Below are 20662 nucleotides of genomic sequence, written 5' to 3'. Positions count from 1 at the left end.
AGTTTTCTAAAACTTTTAAACAATTGATTATTAGATGGTTTAATTCAACCTTTTACTATTGATTTCATATAAGAGATAGCGCTTATCATCCGGGTTTTTCTTTCTAGTAATCAAAGGGAAACCCAATGTTTCCTCACTTTGAAGATTTAGTTCCCGAATTAATCTTGAGCGTTTTACTTTTTTATTATCAGGATTCGGTAAGTGATCAATATTCAGCACCTTGTCCAATTCATCTGCTGTCAAAACCTTTCCTTGATAGGAATGAATGTGATGAAATAAGCCCTGTTCTTCCAGGTTAACAGGTGGAATAGAATTGCTTGGCTTTCCATTTTCACCCAAACCCAGAGCTTCTGCCTGCCCATTTGCTTGATTGAGTGCTTTTCTAACAACAAAAAACAAGACTACGCCGGTTATGATTAAAAGCGTGGCAATAATTAGAACGTATTCTCTTTTTAATTGCTCTATTTCACTTGGACCCATGGGAAGGATTTCTGCTTTTCCCACATACTCTCCTTGATTAAAAAATTCCTCAATATCCAATTCCTGAATCTCTCCCCAAGAGGTTTCAATAGTAATTTGATTACCCACTTGCAAAATCCAAGATGGAAGCATAATTAAATTCGCCACACTTTCTAGCCTGTAAAAACGCAATTCCAAAGAGGCCTTATCCAATATTAAAAGACCGATTCTTCTATTTTGATTTCCGCTAGAAGCAAAGGCTAGAAAATCTTTAGTATCCAAAGGCTCCGAGGTCCCTGTCTTAAATTTGGTATCATAGGAATCGTAGGAAACCATATTTCCAAGTGAAAGATACTTCCAGGACATTTCTTCCAAATCAAGGAAAAAGCCTTGGCTGTGTGTTCCTTTTTTACCAGTTCTAAGATTTTCTTCAAAGGGCAAAAGCACAAATATCCCATTCGAACTTTGGGCTGGAATTCCGGGCGCAAAATCTAGTGGTTGATCTTTTGGAGTCAAAAGCGACCAAGATCCGGTTCCTTTGTCAAAAGACAATAAATCCAAATGATTACGCCAATATCCATAACCTCCTAAAGAATAAATGGAATCATTATGAATAAAAAACTTAGCACTACATGTATAGCCTTTATTATCAAAGCCATAAAGATTTTCCCAAGCACCTGATTTCCACTCGTAAACGTCCAAATAGCAGGAAGAAAAAGCATAAGTTCCAGTATCATCCTTGACCAAGTCGTAAGTTCCACCAATTTCGTATGGCTTATTAACCAAAGAATCCAACTGCTCCCTTGAAAAATATGGAGAGAGTAAATCATAATTTTTTATTCCTCCTACCTGATATGGTCTAATTCTCAGCTTGACAGACTGAGAAGCAGAAAGCAAGGGGCTAAAACCCAAAAACAACACGAAGCATAAATAAATGTACCTCATGCAAGAGTCAGGTTAAATGCATTTAAGTTTTTTGAATACTTAACAAGAATACCTTCAACAAAGGAATCATTAAAGTTTCCAAATGGCTTTGCATAAAAATAACTAAACAAAGTATGGGGAATCATCCTCAAGAGAACTTGAGAACATCCCCATTTTGAAAAAGTTAGACTTAGAAAAAACAAACACAAAAATCTCATATAATTCCTGCGAATCACACCATTTAAATCCAATGCAAAAGTATTAGATTGCTTGAACTAAGTTAATAAAATCAGGTAAAATAGGTAACAAAACCTGTTACCTATATTTTATTTATGGATTAAAACATTGATAAACAAATGATTAAAAAAATATAGGCATTTTAAATTATTTCCTATTTTCTATAGATTTACTTAATTAAAAAGGCAGGCAACACCAACTCCTTTAAATAGGTATTATAAGAAAAAATTATACTAAAGTGCTTTTTCCACCTTATAAATCATGAAGCGCTTATCCTCAGGGTTCCTTTTTTTTGTTATCAAGGTGTAGCCCCATTTTGCCACGCTATGCTTATTAATTGCTTTGATAAGTCGAGAGCGCTTCACTTTCTTTCTATCCAAATTTGGAATGCCATCAATTTCGAGAACTTGATCCAATTGCTCTGTGGTAAGAGTTTCACCTTGAAGATAAAGTAACTTTTCCCACAGCTCTATCGCTTCCTTTTTTTCATCATTTAAGACTTCCTTCTCTGGAATATTTTTTGACCTGAATTTTTGGAGAAGAGTTTGGGTTTGAGAAGGAAATATTTTTAAACCTAAAAAGAGGACCAAAGCCGTTCCAGCAAAAACAGCACTAATTAGAAGAAAAATATATTCCCAATTTTCTAGAAAATAAGAACTTTCAGCAATAGGCTGTACCTCTGCCTTCCCAACAAAATCAGCCTTTTGGTAAAAATCTGCTATATCCAAAGTTTGAATCTGATTTTGGTTATCAGAAAATTTTATTTGATCACCTTCAACAAGAATCCAATTGGCAAAATTGAAAAAGTCGAAAGGTGAGTCTCTTCTATAAAAGCGCAACTCCAGAGTCCTCTTATCAAAAAGAAGCATTCCCAATTTATGGTCGGTGGATGTAAAGGCATTCAGAACCATAAAATTTTCGGTATCCACTCCTCTTCCTTGCTGAATCAAGAACTTAGCTTTACCCGGAGAAAATGATATTAATCCGCCGAAATCCAAGCGATTCCAGGTTTTGGATTCGAAATCCAACATAAACCCATCATCTTCATAGACATTGTCGATTCCCAGGCGGGGATTATGATGAATTCCTAAAAACATAAATCCGGAGGTCTCTCCTATGCCTATCAATTCAGTATTGTAATCAACAGGTTGGTTCTCATTTACTTCCAAAGACCAGGAACCGGAATTTTGATCGAAGTGCAGGAGATCTGTGTGATTATTCCAAAACCCATAGCCACCCAATAAGTGAAACTGATTCTTATAAAAAAATAGGCGACTTCCACAGGTATAGCCTTTATTGTCAAATTGATAGAGGTTATTCCACTCTTCTCCTTCCCAGCGATATATATCCAAATAGCAAGGGGAAAAAGCATAAATCTTTTCATCATGTACGATTAATTGGAAATATCGATTATAGGTGAGCGGTAAATCCCTTAAGGATTTGATCATTTCTTCTGAAAAATGAGGAGCAAGTTCTGAATACTCTGAGTTATTGGATATTTCTCCGGGTTTAATCCGCAACATCACCTTGTCCGAGGCAAATCCATCCCAGCCTCTACCGATGAATAAGAGGATAAATAAAAGGGTGTTTTTCATGAAAAACCGGTGCTCGGCATCCATTTTTTTGAGTGATGAAATTTGTTGTTTGGTGAAACTAACATACTAAATAAAAGGAGAATTAAATAGAAATAAAGTAAGGTGAGTTTGCAATTTATGTGGGTGGTTGATGGTAAAAAAGATAGGTGATCAGGTGGAAAAAGAAGGGGCTGGTCCCGGTACCGTTCTTGAAGACACGAACAGGTGCAAGGGATTAAAGGCATGACTACCAATAGTATTCAAAGATAGCTTTGCAGAAAAAAAAGATATGACTACGATGAGATATTTTAATTATTGATCGGGGTCCCGGATAATTATCGGGAGAAATCACGAAAAGTCCTTCTTTAATATTTGAAGTGAAATCACCCTAGCCCCCTTTGGATTTTATTTTTAGGTCCTACCAAAAGCAACAAGTTAAAGGGGGAATTGGCGCTAAGGCTATCTTACCGAAGGCATATCTAACGAAGCGCAGCGGAGTTTATCTAGCTGAACAAAGTGAAGCATATCTCCTGCCACGGCAGGCAGGCGCGAAGCGTATTTCGCCGCAGGCATATTTCACGACCGAAGGGAGTATATTTCGTGAGGCGAAGCCGAACGTATTTCACCGATTGAAAAGGAGGTATATTTCGCCAACGGCATATTTCTATTTTGTAATTATCTTCCTCCTCAACAAAGAATAATACCTATAAAAAAAGTACTGCCAATAATAGGGTAATTTAATTGCTGAGATGTCTTGAGGCCTTATTCCGATTGTTCGAAATAGAAATTTAAAGGCTTTGCTTTTCTTTTCGAATAAGAAATAGTGATGGTAAAGGTATTTGAGGAAAGCTTTCAAATTGGGAAAACCAATTACCACTTCATTAGCTATTTGTTCCTTAGCATACTTAATTACAAATGGATTAGACTTACCCTGCATTGGAAGTTCAATCCCTCTTCCAAAATAAAATTTCGCCAATTCATTAGCCTCTGGGAGAAAATGAGAGGCATGAAAACGCTTCAGTAATTCTTGAAATTTATGTTGATCAATTATCTCAACCGGATAATGAATGATATCCACCAACCACTTTAATCGAAACCAGGCATGCCTAGCCCCATGAGCAAAAAGATAGACCAATTCTAATTCTGGGCTTAAGACTCTTATAGAGCGATTTAAAACCTGAATCCTAGTAGTATTCTGTTGAATTAATTCCTGAAATTCTGTTGAAGGCAAATCAAATATTAAGCGATCCAAGTCCCAGTGAATTTCGATATTGATTCCAGTTTCTGGATTTACCAAAGGTTCATCGTTAGCTAAATCCAAATACCAATCCCGCTGAGGCAAATCTTCAACCCAATAGGGATAAACAGGTTCCCAGCCATTTTCCAATAAAAAAGTTCTAAGTTGAATTACCTCCTCCCTATTTGGGACGAGAATATCTAAATCTTTCGAAAATCGGAAAGTGGGGTCTTGGTAGATTCTTTGAGAAAGTCCAATTCCTTTCAATAGAACAAAGGAAATTCCAGATGCTTCAAGTTGGTCTAAGGCAGATTGTACCTGTTTTAGCTCAGCTAAGGCTTTTACTTTTTCTTGGATTAAGTCTTCTTTTTCTGTCTTGTGCAATCCCAACTTATCAATTTGAGCTAGGGAAAGCCGGTGACGAGAATTTAATACTATAAAATCAACCTTATCAAAATCCAAGAAACTTTTCAAAATATTGAAATGAGAAAATCTAATTCAATTTGAAAACTGCTAAAAATTAACTACAAATTATACAGTGATTTTTATTTTCATTGTTTTGGGGAGAAGGACCACTATTTATGGAGATGACTGAGAGTTTTGGTTTTTCCCAAACTTTATTTTTTCCTTTTTTCATTGTCAATTTACTCTTTGTTCCTATTGGAATTTTATATATCTAACTGATAATTAATAAATTAAAGTTCATTTGATGGGTGACTATTTACAACTATAGTATAATCTGAAGTATTACAGTACCCTGTTATGAATCTAGCATTTACCTTTACCCAAGAATGACCTTCTGAAATTTTACTTCTATTTACTCCAACTTGATAGGAATAAGGAATTCTCTTTTTATTGAGAAGATAAACTGCCTGCCAAGACCGATGTCTACACTTGTTTCTCCAGGGAATATATTTGGCTGCTAACTGAATAGCCTTTGAAATTTCAGCAGCATATTCTTCATTTTCTTCAGAAATATTTTTCCTTGGATGTTCTCTCATGATTTTTTCCGAGAAGGCCTTTTCAGAACCAATAAAAAATAAAATCTCCCTGTAGATTGATAAGAAAATTACTTGAAAAAACAGCTTCCTCTCTTTAGGGGAAAGGGAGTGGAAGCTTTTCAATTTTTTAAGCACTTTTTTCATCAAGCAACCCTTTCTTCTTCAATAAATCAATCGCTTCTCGAATCCCATCTTCACATTCCTGCTCTGACACCTCGTACTCCCCCATCAGTCTTTCCTTAATTTCAGCAATGGATAATCCTTCCCCCAGGTATTTGAAAATACTGTTCAAAGAAGTATTTAATCTCAAATACTCGTTTGATTCCAAATCAAAGAGCACTCCTTCATCTTCGATTTTTGAATACAAAAATTTATCTTCTTTCAGCACAAACCGCCTATCCATTACTTTACTTTCAATTTTAAGCTTGTTTCAAATAAACTAACAAATAATGTATTTGAAATACAAAAATATTGATTCAAATAAAAAGACTATGATTTTTATTAAGAATTTTTGATTTAAAAAAACCAACTAATTTTAGTAGTCTTATTTTTATTTAAACCGATAGATTTAATACATAACTGGTATTAATCCAGCTTGTTTGAATTACAGAAAAAAATCTTGCTATCAAAAAAAAACTAATTAGAGCAGGTAAAAATTGATCTAATTTTATCAAGAATGAGCCAAAACTTACCCCCCAGCTAGTATCTGATCAATAATTTCATCAGTAAATGAGTTAAAACTATCCTGATTTTTCGGGCGAATAGCCTTCCAAAAGTTTGTATACCTAATAATTGAAGTTAAAACTTCAAATTGAATTATTTGTTTTTTCATGCCTTCAACCCAGTAGCCTCGGTAAATATTATTCCCTAATAAAGGCAGGGCCTCCATCACTCCAATTTTTCTAATTTGTATTTCTTGCCCCTCCTCTTCAAGAAAAATAATTCCTTTGACCTCCCTCGGTATGTCCTGAAAATGCTCATGAAAAAATATTCCATACTTGTCAATCTCGGAACGTATTTGGGTGGCTTCTTCAGGTTGAAATACAGATTGCTTATCGAGGGTATTTTTCCAGACCCGAATCATTGGATAGGAAGGAATGGACCAACATTTTCCTTCCCTAACATAAATCAATGCGGTATCATCTGTAAAAATCTCAAACCCCTTTTCTTTAAGCTTTAGTGCCGTGGAGGACTTTCCAGTTTGAGATGGAGCAGCAAACAACCATACTTTCCCGTCCGGATCTAAAACACCTGAAACATGAAAGGGAATCAAATCTCTTTGGAATAATAAGGCTCCTAGACAATTTGAATAAAAGAACAGAAGTATACTATTCCAATCTTCTGAAGTTGGTTTGATCAAAATTTCTTTGCCATTCCGAACCAAATATTTTGCAACTCCTTCAATTTCCAAAAAAAACTCAGTCTCATTGTAACGGCATCCCTCCTCAGAAACCAATACTGGAAATTGAAATTCCGGCAGGGACTGAATGAGCTTGACCTCAAAATCAATGCTTTCAGATTCAGATAGCTTAATTAATGCAGACAGATTTATTTCTGATCTGCATATAAGCCCAAAAACTTTGAAAAAATGATACATCTTAAATTCCCTCCTCAATCAGTCCAAAAATAGAGTTAAAAACCAATTCTAAACAAAAATTCATAAATGATTAGATTCCTTACCACCGTTAGTTCCTGCCAGAAATCAAACAAGTCTTCACAAATGTGTGATGAGGTTTACATTGCTGTTCGGAACAATCGCTGTTTGGTATCCAAGATAAATATCGGAAGTAATTTAGAATGGTCTTATAAATATTTAGAATCAAATCCCCCTTTTGCCCCCTTTGGATATTATTTTTTGGTCTCTTCGATACATACAAGTAAAAGGGGGAATTGGTGCTGAGAAATCCAATAAGAAGAGGGTAAAAACTATTGATAAACAAAGGTTTATGCTTTCTTCAAAAACCTTGTTTTTGGTATAGGTCCTGAAAAATTCCTTTCTCCCGAATCAAATCCTGAAATATCCCTTCCTGTTTGATTCGACCCGAATCCAGAACATAGATATAATCAGCATCTTTTAGATTATAAAGACGATGTGTAATCCAGATATTCATCCGTTCGGCCGATTCTTTTTTCAATTCCTCAAAAACGCGCATCTCTGAAATTGCATCAAGTGCACTTGTAGGTTCATCTAATACAACTAGCTTAGGGTCCCTATAAAAAGCTCTTGCCAAGGCCAATTTTTGCCACTGTCCACCACTTAGTCCCCTGCCTTCATCAAAAATTCTTCCCAGTTTGGATTTCCAACCATCCGGCAAATTGGAAATAAAACTCTCTGCTTGGGCTTTTTGAATGGCAGATTGTAACCTCAACTCATGCTCGGTTTGCTTACTTTTCCCCAAACTGATCAAATCCTCGATAGACAAAAAATAGCGTTGAAAGTCCTGAAATAAGAAAAGGCTATTTTCCCGAAAACTAGCTGAATCGATATCCTCTAGTTGGTAGTCTCCCAGTTTAATTTCACCCGAACCTGGCCTGTATAGCCCAGCCAATAATTTAACCAAGGTTGATTTTCCCGAACCATTTGCTCCAACAATTCCAATCACCTTTCCTACTTCAAACTTCATGGAGATATTTTGAAGACTTTCCTGTTCCGTTCCAGGATAAGAAAAACTCAAATTTTGAACCTGTATACTGAAATCGTCAGTAGGAAATTCCAGCTCTTTTCCACTGGCTTCACTTTGGGTAGCAATGTCCAAGAATCGAAATATGTCTTTCAGGAAAATTCGCAATTGGATCAGCTGAACCAAAGAATTTAGGAAATTCTTCAGGTTACTTTGCATGCGTTGAATTCCTTGAATATACACGATCAATAAGCTGACCCCCAATACGCCCTCAAAGGCTTTCCTTGCAACACCAATTAGGATATAAAACAATACGAGTACCTCGAGCAGCTCTGCTATCAGCGAAAACGCCAACAACTTTTTTTGGAGCGCTTTTTTCTGCTCAAAGATGATAGTTCTTAATTCGCGAAAACGCTTGAGAAGAGATTGTCCAAAATTCAGGCTTCGAATTTCTTGAGCATAAGATTCACCTGTAAGGATGTAGTGGTAATAATCAGCCTCCCGTTCTAAGGGAACAGTTTTTGACTCCAAGCGATGCAGGGCAAATCCGCTATACCATTTGACAAATGCCAAAGGCAGGGCAATTATCAAAATAACCCAGGCATAGCTACTAATCAAGGAGAAAAAATAGCCAATTAAGAGTGCCAAGGATAGGGAATTACTGAAGGTTCCCTGAATTTGCTGGAATAGCATGGGTAATTTGTAAATGGATTGGCGCTGCGCCAAATGAAGGCTGTCGTAATAGTTAGGATCCTCAAAAAATGGATAGGGAATTTCAATTGACTTTTCTAGAATCAAGCCATTGACAGAGTCGGTAAGTTTTTCCTGATAGATTTCGGAAAAGAATGCGGATCCTTGGGAAAGCAGAACTTGTATAAGCTGAAGCCCTGCCAAGAATAGTAACCACAGCAATACGGTTTCAAAGCTTTTGCTACTCTCTAGAATGACATCGAACAGTTTCTTGGTAGCAATCAATGTCAAAACAGGAACAATAGCCTGTATCAAAAAAAGTAGAACCTGAATGGACACCAATATTGGTGAAACCCTCCAAAGCAATAAAATAGCCCGATGATAGACTCGTGCGTATCCTTTTATAGAATCCTTAGCTATTCTCCTCATCCGGGGGGCTGTTTAATTCAATTAAATAATCTATCTCTTTACGATAGTTCAATCGCTCCTTTTGACAATAGCTGCACTCTGGTTCTCGCTTTAAAAGCTCATCTTCAGAAATAATAAGGCCCAGATGATTTTTTACTTCATAAGCTTGAAATTCCCGATAATTCTTTTCACATAAGTATTCATAAAATGCAAGGGTAAAAGCCCCATTATGTTTTTTTTGAAGTCGAACCTTATCTGGTAAAATATCCTTACAGATCTTTCTAAAGATTGATCTATTCATCGGTTTGGGCTTAAATAGATGGGAAGGCAAACTGATTAATGCTTCTAAAAGCCGAATATCCGCTAATGGATAGGCCATTTCCATATTATAATCATTAGCATAGAGGTTTTCAGATTCCATTCTGATAGAAGTATCCGGCATACAAATTCTATGCTTTAACCAACCTTTGTAATCTGGAAAAAACTTAAAAGATCTATCATTAAGTTGAAGGTCTTTATCAACCTTAGGGTTAAGAAGACTTCTTAATTCTTGAGTTTTATGGTAATCAGGGACAAAAGAACCTACCTTTTTTGCTTTGAAGTAGTTTTTAATCCTAGAAACTCCACCTCTTCTAAATTCCAGAATATACTTTAGAAGGTTAAAAAAGTCACGTTTGTAAATATAATCTGCAAAAAATAGACTACCCGGTTCAGAAATACCCTCATCTCCTGGAAAACCACTAAATACGACCTCTACTTTATCCCTTTCAGCAGCTTGTTTAAACATGGAATCTTGATATATGGCATCATAGGGGCCTAACCCTCCCATGATTTCATTTCGTCTTTCCAATTCCTCGAATATATCTTGGAAATGAAACCGGGTAATTGGATGGTGATTTTCAGGAAGTAAACCTGCATAATTTATTATCTCTCTTTGTGTTACCTGCTCATCCACCTTCAACTCTGAATATTCCCTAGTTACATCATCCAAAACAAAGGAATAAGTATGTAGATTTTTTTTATCCATCAACCGGGAAAGAATAACAGTAATGGCGGAAGAGTCTAAACCTCCACTTAGCTGGCTTCCAATTGTTTTTTTATTTCGAATCCTGGATTGTATAGCCTCAAATAGTATTGACTTTAAATGATTTATGTAATCTTCATCCTTCTTGCAAAATCCTAAATCTACAGGGTTTAAATCCCAATATCTTTTTTCTTTATAAGTATTGGTTTTTGAAAAAGTAAGGAAATGAGCTGGGTTGAGTCTTTTAATATCCCTAAAGAAGGTACTTTCAATATCAGGGGGAAAGTTTTTAAGTTCATTTGCTATAAAAACTTCATTCAAGGGAAGTTTCTGCCCTACAGCTTTTTTGATCAAAGTTATACTTGTTCCAAGGTAAAAAAGTCCTCGATGCTTCAAGTAAAAAAGAGGCCTAACCCCCAACTGATCCTTTGCGAGAAATAGATCTTTTTTCTCTCGATCAAAGATCACAAAACTGAAATCTCCTAAAAACTTTTTAAGGCAATTCTCTCCCCATCGAAGGTAGGACTGAAGGATTACCTCACTTTCTTGGGCTAGATAAGTTATTCCTAATTGGTCACGCAGCTCTTCAAGATTATCTAGCCTACACCATCCGGCATATATTAGATTTGGATGATTTTTAAGAGAATAAACAGGAAGTTCCTTAGATAAGGATGAAAGAAAAAAATCAGGAGACTTATAAAAAGGAAGGGATTTTAATTCCGGATAATGATTCAAGAATCGATTTGAACTTTCTTGAATGGGACCATTATCCAAATTTAAAATCCCCAAAAAACCTTTCATACCCTTTTCATTTTAATCAAGCAAGGTATTAATCTCTAGCTTTGTCTTTTTCCTATGGCTCTTTTCCACCATGCTACTGGTTTTCTTTCCTCATGATATCCATAAGAACTTCCACCATAACCGTAGCCATAACCATAGCCGTAACCATAACCATAGCCTTTGTCGATATGAACATCATTTAGGACTCCATATATCTTCTTGATTCCACCTTTTTCGACGAGGTTATTTAGAACATCCGAATGACCTTTCATTGAGTAACCCTGACGGAAAACAAAGAAGCTTATATCTGCATAATTGAACAATTCCTTTGTTTCTGAAACCAATCCTACTGGAGGACAGTCAAAAATCACCACATCGTAGGCATCCTTGATTTCATTGATGATTTTGCCAAACTTTTCCTGAAGTAATAATTCTGCAGGATTAGGAGGAATAGGACCGGAAAGAATTACATCCAAATTCTCATAGCCACTAGGTTTTACCACATCTTGCCAAGGCGAATCACTACTTAGACAGGTACTCATCCCTTTGTCATTAGTCAAACCAAAATCCTGAGCAATTCTAGGCTTTCGCAAATCCAAACCTACTAAAATTGTCTTTTTCCCCATCAAGGCAAAAACTGATGCCATATTCATGGAAACGAAGGTTTTCCCCTCCCCTGAAACAGTTGAAGTAAAAAGAATGGATAAATTTTCTCTTTTCGGACTTAAATAAGAAAGGTCAGCTCGAAGGGATCTGAATGATTCTGTCACAGAGGAGCGGGAATTATTGAAGACAGGAAGAGTCCCTTCGGAATAACTTCTTCCAATCATTCCGATAAGCGGCACCTTAATAGTTTTTTCAAGCTCTTTGGGATCTTCAATTTTGGTATTGAGGTAGTCCTTAACTGTAATAATCCCAATTGGGATTATTAACCCTATGATTAAACCAAAAAGGAGATTTTGGGTCCTTTTTGGCCCTACCTGACCTACTGTCTTAGCCTTATCCAAGACTACATTTTTGGGAAGGTTTGCGGCCAATGTAATCTCGGCTTCAGCCTTCTTTTGCAGTAGATATATGTAAATGTTTTCGTTTATGGTAAACTGTCGCTGAATACCTATCAAATTCCGTTCGGTCTCTGGAAGAGTACTTATTTCTCGTTCTATTGTCCGGATTTGTCCATTCAAATCAGCGAGTAAACTTTCAGTGTTGCGTATGGCAGAATTTACATTTTCCTGAAGGGCTCGGGTTGCACTTTCAATTCGGGTTAGAATATCTTTCACTACTGGAGTCTCTTCCGAAAAATTGGCCATCAAGCGCTGTTTGTCAGCCTGGAGATTAGAGAGATTCTGTACCAAGGCATTTAGTAAGGGATCCGAAACTCCCACCATAGATGGAGCAACCAATTCCCCGACTCCGTTATTAGCAATATAGGATTGCAAAGAGCGATAGTACTTCAAATTTAAATCAACCTCTGATCTCCGTGTTTCTAGTTCCTGCAATCTTCCAAAAATCGCGGATCCTTCCTCGGAAAGGTTAAAAATCTTATTCTCTGATCGATATTGCTGAAGTCTGCCTTCAGAATATTGCAGAGAGTCTGTAATGCCTCTCAATTGATCAGAAATAAAGCTAATTGTATTCTCAGTAGCTCTATTTTTTTCATTGAGTTCACGCTGCAAATATGTTTTCACCAATTGATTAAGATAATCCTCGCCCAATTTCCGCAATGGTGTCTGCATACTCAATGTCAAAATCGAAGAGTATCTTTCCAAAGGAGCAACACTCAATTGGCCTCTCATTTCATGGGCGATAGAGGGATCATCCAAGAAACGGAAGAAAATCTGATCTCCCGGAAGAGCAGAAATACGACTTACTGAAAATTCAAAAGAATCAATTTGTATAGGCTCATCAAATGAATAAACAGAACGAGACAACTCTACTAATTCCCTACCTCTTCTATTAAATGGATCTTTAGGATCGAATATGCTAAATCCCTGTTCAATGATGCTCAGTTCAAAACTATCCTCATTAAGCACTTCTAATCTGAACATCCCTCCCACAAGCATGGGTTTGGTCTTATCCAAATTGACAAAAATGGATGTGTTTCCATAAATCTGAGTGGTCTTGACAAAGCCCTCTAAAAAATACTGGACATTCAAATCCATCTGCTGAACAGTTGCCTCAGCTAAGGAATAAGACTTTAAGATTCCTATTTCATCGTCAATATTACTGTAGTCACGACCAAATCCTCCATTTGCAAACAAATCAGCACCAAAGGCTGGGGTTTCGTCCTTTATTAATACCGTTCCTTCAACACGATAAATGGGAGTTGAATACTTATTTACTAGATATCCACCAATAATACCAATTAATGCAAATCCAATAATCCAAGGCCAATACTGTAAGTATTTAAAAATGATGACTTTCAAGTCAAGATCATCATCCTTTTTAATCAAAAAAGGAGATGAAGGATCATTACTTATTTGTGGTGCGTTCGGATACATATTAGTTGGCAAATAGATTTACCACAAGCAAGGTGGTAGTAAGTACTGAAGTAAACAAAACAAAAGTTTGAACTGCATTTTCTCCTGTTCCGATTTCACGAACTTTCATCGGCTCAGCATACAGTTGATCATTGGGCTGAATGAAATAGTATGGAGATTGAATCAATTGTCTATCATTCAAGTTCACGCGATGTAATTTAGAGCCTTCCGGATATTGACGAATCAGCATAATCTCATCCCGCTTGGCCACTGTATTCAAATCTCCTGCATTAGCGATAGCCTCAAAAATTGTCATTCTATCTTGTAGGACTACAAATTTCCCTGGCCTTCTAAATTCTCCTAAAGCAGAATAACGAATACCACCCAATTTAACTTTCACATATAATTCGGAAGTCACATATTGACTTAAGCGCTTTTCTATTTCTACTCTAGCTTCTTCAATGGTTTTGTCTTTTACATTCACTTCTCCAACTATAGGCAGTCGAATATTACCTTCTTTATCTACCGTATAACCGGTCATATAAAATACATCTCCTCCTCCCTGGGCACCAACCTGCATTTGATTATTCTGCTGATTTTGGAAATTAAAGCCATTCTTGATCAAGTCCTCGACCGTTTGAATTCGAACATCCAAAATGTCATTGTACTGTAATCGGTATTCTGGGATTTCATATGAAATCATTTCATCCTCAGAAATAGGTTGATTACCATCTAAATTTTGGAGGTAAATAATTTTCTCATTTGAAACACAAGAAAAAAAGCTCAAAAAAGCCAGTAAAACGGCAAAACCTGACAATCGTTGAATCATAGAAAGTTGATTAGGATGATTGAATTAATCCTCGCAAACATAGAAAAAAATGCCAAAAATCACCTTAATAGATAGCTGAGAATAGGTTAAAAATAGGTAACAAAAATTGTCTGTAGAAGGATTGCCTTATTGTTTTGATTACATTGAAATGTTAAGGCATGACTGCCAATATTATTTTAAGATAGCTTCGCAGATAAAAAAAGATACGGCTGCGCCGAGGTAGTAATCGGTAAGGTTGTTTACTGTTTTATTGTTTTTGGGAATTGCTGCCACCATTCGTGAAGACACGAACGGGAGCGGGAGATTTATGGCATGACTGCCAATATTATTTTAAGATAGCTTCGCCGATAAGGAAGATATGGCTGCGCAGAGATACTTTAATTTCTGTTCAGGGTCAACGATAATTATTGGGAGTAATCCCTAACGGTCTTTCTTTAATATTTGAAGTCAAATCCCCCTTACCCCCTTTACAATAGAATGCATCTCTGCTATAACAATAAAAGACAAAGGGGGGAATTTGGGCTAAGTCTTTCTCGCCGAAGGCATATCTAACGAAGCGCAGCGGAGTTTATCTTACAGAACCAAGTGAAGCTTATTTCGCCTTAGGGATACTTCGCAAGTGGCTACCGAAAATAATACGTTCCTATCCCTCGGCATTAAATAAGAAGGTCTCACTGATATCTCGGGCCGAGGGAGATTTTTCCTTTTGGTTTCTATTCCTAGGGTTGCGCCGCACCTCGTTCCTCGGTTTGCTTACCCTAGGTTACCAAAATTTGACCCCTATGGGGTCATTTAATGAAAGCATCTATTGTTTTTCGTTATCAAGAATATTATTAGGAGTAATCCACAACGGCTCCATAAAAATTTAGGTTTTAATCCCCCGAGCCCCCTTTGGATATTATTTTTTAATTTTTACAATAAATACAAGTCAAAGGGGGAATGGCTAGGAGGTTATCTCGCCGAAGGCATATCTTGCTGAACGAAGTGAAGCTTATCTCGCGAAGCGCAGCTGAGCATATTTCGCGGAACAAAGTGAAGCGTATCTCGCGAAGCGTAGCTGAGCCTATTTTGCCGCAGGCGTATTTCATGAGGCGAAGCCGAATATATTTCACCGACTAAAAGGAGGTGTATATCGTGTGGCGCAGCCGAACTTAATTATCAAACAACTCCTGTAACTTCCTTTCCAATGTTGGTCCACGGAGATCTTTGGCTATGATTTTTCCTTCTGGATCGATCATATAGGTAGCAGGGATCGCCTGAATCTGATAAGTTTGAGCCGCTGCCGAATTGAAGTATTGCAAATCAGAAACCTGGGTCCACTCTAATTGATCATCTGCAATGGCTTGAACCCAATCTTCTCGGTCACGATCTAAGGAAACTCCAAATACCTCAAAACCTTTGGAATTATATTCCTTGTACAATCTAACCACATTTGGATTTTCAGCGCGGCAAGGTTTACACCAAGCAGCCCAGAAATCAATCAACACATAATTTCCTCGTAAATCCGAAAGTTTCTTGATTTCTCCATCAGGTCCTGGCAAAGCAATTTCCGGTGCAACTGCACCTATAGCCAAAGCACGCAGTTCATCTAATTGCTGCTTCAATTGAATGATGGTAAGTGTATTCGGATATTTCTGATCCAATCGATTGATCAATTCATCTAAGAATGGAAAGTCATTTTTTGGATTCAATAATCCGATAGCTGCCAAGGAAGCAAAGCTATCCCCCATGCTATTAATTGTCTGCTTTACCCGTTCCGCTTGATTAGCTTCCAAATCCAAAGCCTGAGCTTGAATACTTTTGATAGTTTCAGCATCATTATTACTCATAGCCTCATAATAGGCTTCATTCAAAGCATTTACATCAGCCTGATAATCAGCCATCAACTTTTCCAACTTGAGCATTTCTTGGCTATCCTTCGAGCCTTCGATTTGAATATTTTCCGGCTGGGAAAAATCATAATTCACCTGCACATCTTCTTTCAATAGTGCTAATCTTACTGATCGCTCCCCAAATAGGTTTAAGTCATAAAAGGTAGGATCTTCAACTTGCAATTCGTATGAAAAATTGCCCTCAGAATCCAAATCTAAGGTATCTAATACCCGAGGTCTTCCATCGGTAAATTGAGATAAAACCACCACTCCTTCAGGAGCATTGGAAATTTTTCCAGAAATCTCAACTGTTCCATCTTGCTCTGAATTAGCACTATTTCCACAGGAAAAGAGTGAAATTAAACCTAAAAACCAGAGACTTTTCATTACTATCTTCATGTTGTTTTAATTATTCAATAATTCTGTCAATAATTTGGTAGCGACTTTTGGGTCAGCTTTCCCATTTGATTTTCGCATCACTTGGCCCATAAAAAAGCCTGTTAAGCCTTTTTTACCGGATTTATATTCGGCTACTTTTTGCCCGTTTTCTTTTAAAACCTCCTCAATAATTGGCTTCAGAGAAGTTTCATCACTCTCCTGAATCAGGTTAAGCTTCTGAGCGATTTCCAAAGGAGAAACTTTTGGAGTCTTTAGCAACTCAGGGAATATTTTCTGAGATGCAATTGAAGAACTCACTTTTCCCTCCTCTATCAAAGCCAATAATTCTGCCAAGGTTTTGGGCTTAATCGGAAAGTCATAAATGTGAGTAGCTGTCTCATTCAGATATGACTTGATTGGCCCCATCATCCAATTGGACGCGGCTTTGTACAAGGATGTTTCACGACATAAATCATCAAACCAAAGTGCCAATTCCTTGGATTCAGTAAGAAAAGAGGCATCATAATCCGGCAAACCGTATTCCTCTATAAACTTTTTGTACAGATCCCTCGGAAGAGTCGGCATGTCAGATTGAATGGATTGCAACCACTCTTCTGAAATAACCACAGGGCTCAAATCGGGCTCAGGAAAATATCGATAATCATTTAATTCCTCTTTGGTCCGCATTCCGGATGTGGTACCGGTATCAGCATCAAAAGTTCGAGTTTCGGAGATGATTTCTTTTCCTTCCTCTAATAAACCAACCATTCGCTCAAATTCATGTTCGATGGCCCGAACCACATTCCGGAAGGAGTTCATATTCTTGACCTCTACTTTTTTCCCGAGTTCCTTGGCTCCTTTCAACATGATCGAAACATTGGCGTCGCAACGAAGTGAACCTTCCTCCATATTTCCATCGCAGATTTCCAGGTATTTTACCAACTTCTTTATCTCGGTCAGAAATGCATAAGCTTCCTCAGAGGTGTAAATATTGGGTTCTGTAACAATCTCAATTAATGGCGTTCCCGCCCGATTAAAATCTACCAAAGTATCAGACTCACCATCTAAGTGAATGGATTTCCCAGCATCTTCCTCCAAATGGATTCGGTTGAGTTGGATTTCACGGGTACTTCCATCTGCAAGGCGAATTGGGGCTTTCCCTCCCACGCAGATTGGACCCTTATCTTGAGTAATTTGATAACCTTTTGGTAGATCTGGGTAGAAATAGTTTTTTCTAGAAAAAATATTAGTTCGCGTGATCTCGCAGTGGCAAGCCAAGCCCATTTTCACGGCATATTCAATAGCCTTTTTATTGACTTTTGGTAGCGTACCAGGATGACCCAGCGTAATCACGGAAATCAAAGTATTGGGCAAATTCCCAAATTCGGTGGAATCGGCAGCAAACATTTTACTCTCTGTCAAGAGCTGCGCATGCACCTCCAAACCGACTACCAATTGATATTTATTTTTGATTTCCTCGCTAAGCATTTAGCTTGATTCTATCCGATTAAAGAAACATTTCTTTTGCCTTTTTTACAACCTGAGGCAATCCTTGAAGGTTTTTTCCACCTGCTGTCGCAAAGAATGGCTGACCACCTCCTCCGCCTTGGATTTCTTTCGCCAAATCCCGGACGATTGCTCCCGCATTCCATCCTTTGGATTCGATCAAAGATTCATCCAAAATCACAGCAATTTGAGGTTTCCCATCAATATCAGCTGCCAAAACCACAAAGGCTTTATCTACTTCATTTTTCAACTCGTAGGCCAATTTCTTCAAAGCATCTGCATTTGGTAATTCTACCTGTGCAATCAAAATCTTTGAATCTCCTTGATCTACAAATTGAGAAAGGAGACTTGATTTTACTTGAGCTGCTTTTTCCAAATGCAAAGCCTCAAGCTCTTTTTTCAATTCATTCCGCTCTGAAAGCAAAGACTCGATTGCTTTTTTTACATCCTTTGGATTCTTAAGCAATTCCTGAACTTCTTTCAGTAAGCCTTCCTGGTCACGAAGATACTTTTCAGCTGCAACAGAAGTTATCGCCTCAATTCTGCGAACACCAGAAGCCACAGAACCTTCAGAAACGATTTTAAAGAAACCTATCTGACCCGTATATGGAACATGTGTGCCACCACAAAGCTCTACTGAAAAACTTGGATCAAAGGTGATAACACGCACAAAATCCCCATATTTTTCACCAAAAAGAGCCATAGCTCCCATTTTTTTGGCCTCTTCGATAGGTACATTCCGTTTTTCACCCAAAGCAATATTCTCACGAATTTTTCTATTGACGATTTCCTCCACCCATTGAATTTCGGCATCCGTCATTTTGCTGAAATGCGAAAAGTCAAATCTTAGAAGTCTATCGTTCACTAAGGAACCTCGCTGTTGTACATGATCACCCAAGACCTCTCGAAGTGCGGCATGAAGCAAATGCGTAGCAGAATGATTATTCATAATCAATTGTCGCTGCGCTACATCCACATGAGCTTTGAAAGGTTTGTGAGGCTCTGCAGGCAATTTCTCCACAAAGTGAACAATCAGATCATTCTCTTTCTTGGTATCGACTACTCTGATTTTTTCAGTATCCGAAACAAGCCAACCTGTATCTCCGACTTGCCCTCCACTTTCCGCATAGAAAGGAGTTTTATCTAGTACCAGTTGATACTTTTCTCCCTTTTTCTCCTTAACAGTACGGTATTTGACGATGTGAGACTGCGTTTCCAAATAATCATAACCGACGAAGTCCACGCCCACCTCTTCTTCTACCTGCACCCAATCTCCTGTTTCAGATTCAGAAGCAGCACGAGAGCGGTTTTTCTGTTTTTCCATTTCGATTTCAAAACCCTTTTCATCCAAAGAGAAACCACTTTCTCTCGCAATCAAAGAAGTCAAATCCAAAGGAAAACCATAGGTATCGTATAGTTCAAAGGCGGTTTTTCCAGAAATCACATTCTCCCCTTTTTCACTCAACTCAGCTTTGATGCTTGAAAGCATTTTCAAACCGTGATCCAAGGTTCGAAGGAATGATGTTTCTTCTTCCTGAATCACTTTGGCGATGAAGTCTTGTTGCTGCCGCACCTCAGGGAAAATATCTCCAAAATGCTCTGCCATCAGTGAGCATAATTCATACAAGAAGGGAGACTGAAGGCCCAGAAAGGTATAGCCATAGCGGACAGCTCGACGAAGGATACGTCTAATTACATAACCAGCCTTGTTATTAGAAGGAAGCTGACCATCTGCAATTGTAAAAGAGATTGCACGGATATGATCAACTACTACGCGAAAGGCAATATCTGTCTGCTCGTCTTCTCCATATTTTTTGCCTGACTTTTCCTCCAAAAATGAGATGAAAGGGGTAAAAATATCGGTGTCGTAATTAGAAGATTTCTTTTGGATTGCACGAACTAGACGCTCAAACCCCATCCCTGTATCCACATGCTTCGCAGGAAGTTCTTTTAGACTACCATCCGCCAAGCGATTAAACTGCATGAATACCAGGTTCCAAATCTCAATTACCTGAGGGTGATCTTGATTAACCAATTCCCTTCCTGGAATCTCAGAAAGTTCCTTTTCAGATCTTAAGTCAATATGGATTTCCGAACAAGGTCCACAAGGTCCCGTGTCTCCCATTTCCCAGAAATTATCCTTTTTGGAACCCATGATGATGCGATCTTCAGGCACAATCTCTTTCCAGAAATCATAGGCTTCCTGATCCATTTCAAGATTTTCGGAAGGGTCACCTTCAAAAACAGAAACATACAACCTATCCTTTGGAAGCTGATAGACATCAGTTAGAAGTTCCCATGCCCATTCGATAGCCTCCTTTTTGAAGTAATTTCCAAAAGACCAGTTCCCCAACATCTCAAACATGGTGTGATGATAAGTATCCACACCTACTTCTTCCAGGTCATTGTGCTTTCCACTTACACGAAGACATTTCTGAGAATTGGCGACACGAGGATATTTGGCCACTTCATTTCCCAAGAAGGCATCTTTGAATTGATTCATCCCCGCATTGGTAAACATCAGGGTTGGATCATTTTTTACCACAATTGGGGCTGATGGAACGAAATGATGGCCTTTTGACTGAAAAAACTCAATAAAGGTGCTTCGTATTTTCTTTGCTTCCATGAAGTTGAGCTTGCGCT

At 37.8% G+C, this 20662-nt stretch carries 13 protein-coding genes; all 13 read right to left on the bottom strand.

Features of this window, described 5'->3' with window-relative positions:
• Positions 1–39 precede the first annotated feature (39 nt).
• The 13 genes from NY014_RS01905 to alaS all read right to left on the bottom strand — a co-directional run bounded on the left by NY014_RS01905 (position 40) and on the right by alaS (position 20645).
• Entirely contained in the window at positions 40–1404 is a 1365-nt protein-coding gene (locus NY014_RS01905; protein ID WP_259412838.1) for a hypothetical protein, read from the bottom strand.
• Between the two features lie 449 nt (positions 1405–1853).
• Positions 1854–3215, bottom strand: coding sequence for a hypothetical protein (locus NY014_RS01900; RefSeq protein ID WP_259412837.1), 1362 nt, complete (start codon positions 3213–3215; stop codon positions 1854–1856).
• A gap of 643 nt (positions 3216–3858) precedes the next feature.
• Entirely contained in the window at positions 3859–4905 is a 1047-nt protein-coding gene (locus tag NY014_RS01895; protein ID WP_259412836.1) for a nucleotidyltransferase domain-containing protein, read from the bottom strand.
• A 221-nt stretch (positions 4906–5126) separates the two neighbouring features.
• Positions 5127–5576: a lasso peptide biosynthesis B2 protein gene (locus NY014_RS01890; RefSeq protein WP_259412835.1), complete on the bottom strand. Its 450-nt coding sequence runs from the start codon at positions 5574–5576 to the stop codon at positions 5127–5129.
• Positions 5560–5799 (bottom strand): PqqD family protein, encoded by a 240-nt coding sequence (locus NY014_RS01885; protein ID WP_259412834.1) that lies wholly within the window; start codon positions 5797–5799, stop codon positions 5560–5562. The genes NY014_RS01890 and NY014_RS01885 overlap by 17 nt, the downstream gene beginning before the upstream one ends.
• 321 nt (positions 5800–6120) lie before the next feature.
• Positions 6121–7029: a hypothetical protein gene (locus NY014_RS01880; protein WP_259412833.1), complete on the bottom strand. Its 909-nt coding sequence runs from the start codon at positions 7027–7029 to the stop codon at positions 6121–6123.
• A 358-nt stretch (positions 7030–7387) separates the two neighbouring features.
• Complete coding sequence (locus tag NY014_RS01875) at positions 7388–9172, bottom strand: ABC transporter ATP-binding protein (protein ID WP_259412832.1); 1785 nt, start codon at positions 9170–9172, stop codon at positions 7388–7390.
• Positions 9156–10976 (bottom strand): asparagine synthetase B family protein, encoded by a 1821-nt coding sequence (locus tag NY014_RS01870; RefSeq protein WP_259412831.1) that lies wholly within the window; start codon positions 10974–10976, stop codon positions 9156–9158. The genes NY014_RS01875 and NY014_RS01870 overlap by 17 nt, the downstream gene beginning before the upstream one ends.
• A gap of 35 nt (positions 10977–11011) precedes the next feature.
• The gene (locus tag NY014_RS01865) at positions 11012–13456 is read right to left on the bottom strand and encodes a GumC family protein (RefSeq protein ID WP_259412830.1); all 2445 of its coding nucleotides are present in this window, start codon (positions 13454–13456) and stop codon (positions 11012–11014) included.
• Between the two features lies 1 nt (position 13457).
• Complete coding sequence (locus NY014_RS01860) at positions 13458–14264, bottom strand: polysaccharide biosynthesis/export family protein (RefSeq protein WP_259412829.1); 807 nt, start codon at positions 14262–14264, stop codon at positions 13458–13460.
• A 1151-nt stretch (positions 14265–15415) separates the two neighbouring features.
• Positions 15416–16534 (bottom strand): TlpA disulfide reductase family protein, encoded by a 1119-nt coding sequence (locus tag NY014_RS01855; RefSeq protein WP_259412828.1) that lies wholly within the window; start codon positions 16532–16534, stop codon positions 15416–15418.
• Positions 16535–16540: 6 nt separating this feature from the next.
• On the bottom strand, positions 16541–18001 hold the full coding sequence (gene gatB, locus NY014_RS01850; protein WP_259412827.1) for an Asp-tRNA(Asn)/Glu-tRNA(Gln) amidotransferase subunit GatB: 1461 nt from the start codon (positions 17999–18001) through the stop codon (positions 16541–16543).
• A gap of 19 nt (positions 18002–18020) precedes the next feature.
• Positions 18021–20645, bottom strand: coding sequence for an alanine--tRNA ligase (gene alaS, locus NY014_RS01845; protein WP_259412826.1), 2625 nt, complete (start codon positions 20643–20645; stop codon positions 18021–18023).
• Positions 20646–20662: the final 17 nt, after the last annotated feature.

Source organism: Algoriphagus limi, assembly GCF_024919275.1.
Taxonomy (GTDB): Bacteria; Bacteroidota; Bacteroidia; order Cytophagales; family Cyclobacteriaceae; genus Algoriphagus; species Algoriphagus limi.
This window is presented reverse-complemented; position numbering and strand designations above follow the sequence as displayed.

Coding starts and splice junctions, on each gene's coding strand:
- NY014_RS01855 (WP_259412828.1), bottom strand. CDS start 16,534: ATGAAGATAGTAATGAAAAGTCTCTGGTTTTTAGGTTTAATTTCACTC.
- gatB (WP_259412827.1), bottom strand. CDS start 18,001: ATGCTTAGCGAGGAAATCAAAAATAAATATCAATTGGTAGTCGGTTTG.
- NY014_RS01870 (WP_259412831.1), bottom strand. CDS start 10,976: ATGAAAGGTTTTTTGGGGATTTTAAATTTGGATAATGGTCCCATTCAA.
- NY014_RS01860 (WP_259412829.1), bottom strand. CDS start 14,264: ATGATTCAACGATTGTCAGGTTTTGCCGTTTTACTGGCTTTTTTGAGC.
- NY014_RS01865 (WP_259412830.1), bottom strand. CDS start 13,456: ATGTATCCGAACGCACCACAAATAAGTAATGATCCTTCATCTCCTTTT.
- NY014_RS01900 (WP_259412837.1), bottom strand. CDS start 3,215: ATGAAAAACACCCTTTTATTTATCCTCTTATTCATCGGTAGAGGCTGG.
- NY014_RS01875 (WP_259412832.1), bottom strand. CDS start 9,172: ATGAGGAGAATAGCTAAGGATTCTATAAAAGGATACGCACGAGTCTAT.
- alaS (WP_259412826.1), bottom strand. CDS start 20,645: ATGGAAGCAAAGAAAATACGAAGCACCTTTATTGAGTTTTTTCAGTCA.
- NY014_RS01890 (WP_259412835.1), bottom strand. CDS start 5,576: ATGAAAAAAGTGCTTAAAAAATTGAAAAGCTTCCACTCCCTTTCCCCT.
- NY014_RS01905 (WP_259412838.1), bottom strand. CDS start 1,404: ATGAGGTACATTTATTTATGCTTCGTGTTGTTTTTGGGTTTTAGCCCC.
- NY014_RS01880 (WP_259412833.1), bottom strand. CDS start 7,029: ATGTATCATTTTTTCAAAGTTTTTGGGCTTATATGCAGATCAGAAATA.